This is a genomic window from Streptomyces sp. WM6378 (assembly GCF_001279695.1).
Lineage (GTDB): Bacteria > Actinomycetota > Actinomycetes > Streptomycetales > Streptomycetaceae > Streptomyces.
Window position 1 is genome coordinate 1 of the sequence record NZ_LGDD01000087.1, and the last position, 3139, is coordinate 3139.

General features: G+C 68.8%; 6 protein-coding genes. 1 reads left to right on the forward strand and 5 read right to left on the reverse strand.

Annotated features, from left to right (window positions below; all coding sequences use genetic code 11):
- From ADK54_RS10405 to ADK54_RS10415, 4 genes are all read right to left on the reverse strand, one after another.
- On the reverse strand, positions 1–833 hold an 833-nt coding region (locus tag ADK54_RS10405; RefSeq protein WP_420717288.1), incomplete at its 3' end, for a hypothetical protein.
- Positions 834–1210: 377 nt separating this feature from the next.
- Positions 1211–1366, reverse strand: a complete 156-nt coding sequence (locus tag ADK54_RS46705) for a hypothetical protein (protein ID WP_199826923.1) — start codon at positions 1364–1366, stop codon at positions 1211–1213.
- On the reverse strand, positions 1363–1680 hold the full coding sequence (locus ADK54_RS10410) for a DUF397 domain-containing protein (protein WP_078966271.1): 318 nt from the start codon (positions 1678–1680) through the stop codon (positions 1363–1365). The genes ADK54_RS46705 and ADK54_RS10410 overlap by 4 nt, the downstream gene beginning before the upstream one ends.
- Positions 1664–2503, reverse strand: a complete 840-nt coding sequence (locus ADK54_RS10415; RefSeq protein ID WP_053725290.1) for a helix-turn-helix domain-containing protein — start codon at positions 2501–2503, stop codon at positions 1664–1666. Before ADK54_RS10415 ends, ADK54_RS10410 begins: the two co-directional genes overlap by 17 nt.
- Before the next feature lie 115 nt (positions 2504–2618).
- Here ADK54_RS10415 and ADK54_RS10420 point away from each other — a divergent pair, with 115 nt between their 5' ends.
- Positions 2619–2882: a hypothetical protein gene (locus ADK54_RS10420; RefSeq protein WP_063801943.1), complete on the forward strand. Its 264-nt coding sequence runs from the start codon at positions 2619–2621 to the stop codon at positions 2880–2882.
- An 81-nt stretch (positions 2883–2963) separates the two neighbouring features.
- Here the strand turns inward: ADK54_RS10420 and ADK54_RS48245 are convergent.
- On the reverse strand, positions 2964–3139 hold a 176-nt coding region (locus ADK54_RS48245), incomplete at its 5' end, for an LPXTG cell wall anchor domain-containing protein (protein ID WP_159047723.1).

The window sequence follows — 3139 nt, forward strand, 5'->3', positions numbered from 1 at the left end:
GGGAGGGGGGAGGCGGGTGGCCGGGGGGGGGGTTCGCCCCGGCACGGGCCGCATTCGCCGCCCGGCAGGGCCTCCGGGCGGCCCGGAGTGCCGCACTTCGCGCACTCCAGGACGCGCAAGGCCGGGCGTGCCGGCGCACGCTCCGGGGGCAGCTTGCCGATGAGGCGGGTGCGGGTGAGGGCGGCGGCGCTGTAGACCGGGGTCGGGAGCCCGGTGGTCAGGGCGCGCAGTACGTCCTGTTCCGTCGCGCCGCGCTCGAACCAGGCCACCACCAGTGGCTCCAGGTCCGAGCAGTCCCGCGCGGAGAGGGAGAGCGCTGGTGCGGTACGCCCCAGGGCGGCCAGCAGTATGAACGCCCGGCTGCGGGTGGGGTGTTGAGCGGGAAGGAGCCCGGAGGAGGGAGGGGGCGGGGGTGGGGGCGAGAGGGACGCGTCGTTGACACACCCTCGGGTGAATTCCGCCCACCATGCGTCGTCCCTCGCCGTGCGCGAGAACCAGGTGCGGGTCACCCAGCGCGCACTGTCCGAGCCGAGCAGGTGTTCCCGCCCCCGGCGCAAGTGGCCAGCGCCTACGAGGCGTTGGAGCGCGGTGCGCAAGGCGCACTGGCCGTACGGCAGCACCTTGGCCAGCGTTTTTACGGAGATGTCCGCGCCTTCCGGGAGCCGGTCGACGTATGCGGCGACGGCGGCCTCGCGGGGCGGAAGGTGCGAGAAGTCGTTGTTCGTGCGGGCCAGTTGGCCGGGGACGCACCGCTTTCCGTAGCCCGGGTTGGCCATTGGATGCGGGTCTGGGTGCGCGGCGGGGGACTCGGCACTAAAGTGGCTGTCAGCCATCGGATCGCCTGTTTCGATCGTGGTGGTCGCGCCGCCCGGATCGCTGCTAACGATCTTGGCGGAGGCCCCCGGAGGCGTTTCTGCGCCCCGGGGGCTGTTTGTTGTCTTGGACGCTAAAGGTTCGTCACCCTCCGTTGCAAGTCGAACGCGGAAAGTATGAATTCTTTGTACGGCCCGCTCAACTTCCAGGGAGGGAGGGTGGGTTGAGGCCCTCCGCCCATTCGATTTCAAACACGGCTCGCGGCTCGCCGCCTGAGCTTCGGGGTGTGCGCGACGCCATATCCGGGACGCATGTAACGCCTGCATCGCCAAAGTTCGCCAAATAGCAGACGGGGCCCGGGGCTTGAGCGCCCGGACCCCTTACGCGTTCTGCGCCTTCAGTGCGACGACCCCATCACGACGAGGCCGACGATTACCCCGATGACCGTGACCACGATCAGTACGCGTCCCATCGGGTTTGCGGGGTTGTACTCGTACCGGTTGGTGCCGAACCCGCCCTTGCGGAAAACGGGTTCGTCGTCCCGGTCCCTCACGCGCGTACGTCCTCCACGAACGCCGCCCAGGCAGCGGCCGGGAAGACCAACACGGGGCCGTCCGGGTTCTTCGAATCCCGGACGGGGACGATGTGGGGGAAGTCGTCCGAGACTTCGAGGCAGTTGCCGCCGCTGCTGTCGCTGTACGTGGACTTGCGCCAGTGACCCACCTCCAGGCAGTTGCCGCCGTCCCCGCCGCTGTAGGTGGACTTCTGCCAGCGGGCTATCTCCAGGCAGTCGCCTCCGTCGCCGCCGCTGTAGCTGGACTTGTGCCAACTTGCCTTGCTCAGGTCGTACTCAGGGCTGATCCTCATGGGCGTAATCCTCCGCCACTGATTCGATCAAGGCCAGGGATTGTTGTGGTGGCAGTGCGCTGGCCCCGAGTAGATCGTAGGTCAGTTCGTGGCGGGTGACCGTGGCGGGATCGTCCTGGAGCCGCCCGGTTCCCAAGCCTTGGAGATAGGCGAGGGGTGGAGCATCCTCGAAGCTCATCAACTTCAGGGAGCCGTTTAGTGCCGCATGCCCACCAGCCTCAAACGGCAACACCTGCACGATGATCCGGTGCTGGATCCCGAGAGCCGCCACATGGGCCAGGGCCTCGGCCATCACCGCGCGGCCGCCGACCACTCTGCGTAGTACTGCCTCGTCAAGTACCACCCACAACATGGGGGTTGTTGGATCAGCCAAGAGGTGGGCGCGGTCCAGCCTGGTCGTCACCAGGTCGTCGATGACAGGGTCCGGGGCGGTGGGCTGGTAGGCGCGGAACACGGCCCGCGCGTACGCCTCCGTTTGCAGCAGACCCGGGATGAGAAGGGGCGCGTACTCCCGGATAGTCGTCGCGACCGCCTCCGCCTCCGCCGCCTCGGCGAAGTGGTCCGGGTACTTGGACTTCGCGGCGGCGACGCAGTTGCGGGTGAAGAAGCCGTCCGTACCCAGGATCTGATCGATCTGGCGGGCGTATTCGAGGTGCATGCGGCGGGTGCCCGATTCGAGCTGGCCGATGAAGGAGCCGGAGACGAAGAGGGGCTGGCCGAGTTCGTCCTGGGTGAGGCCGGACTTTTCGCGGGCGAAGCGGAGTTCGGCGCCGAGGAAGGCGCGGGGGGAGGAGGACGGGTCGAGGTCCTTGGGGCCTGGCATGGGCAACTCCCTGGACATGCGGGGTTGTTGGGTCGCCGACAGTAGTCAGGCTAGCTGGATTCGGCCACGCTGGGTAAGGAAAGAAGGACACTCGGTATGCAGGAGGGCGAGGCAGATGGCGCTGACGGCTGTGGAACGGGTACGGGCGGCGGAGGACGCCGTGGAGCAGTTGCGGGAAGAGCTGGCGCGGGCCGGGGTGGTGCTGCCGTCGCTGCGGATCGACCCGCTGACCTGCTCGGGGCACGTGCTGTTCCCGCTGGTGGACCTGGGGCGCTGCAACCTGGACATGGCGCTGCGGCTGGTGGCCGTGCTGTCCGGGGCGTACGGCCCGGAAGGGGCACCGCTGGGCAGCGGCACCCCTTCGGCGATCCGTAACTGAGCTCCGTGACTGGGCTCCGTAACTGAGCCCGTAACCGAGCTCCGCGATTGGCATCCGTAACTGGCGGTATTTCAGGGCCAGTTACGCACCGCCACCACTGGAAGCCCTACGGCGGCGGAGCCAGATCAGGCCCGCGCCGGCCGCGAGCAGTGCCAGGGCCGCGCCCGCGATCGTGGCGATCTCGGTGCCGGTGTTGGCGAGGCCGCCGCTGGCGTGCTGGTCACCGGGGGCGGGCTGGTGGCCGGTGGGGCCGGGGG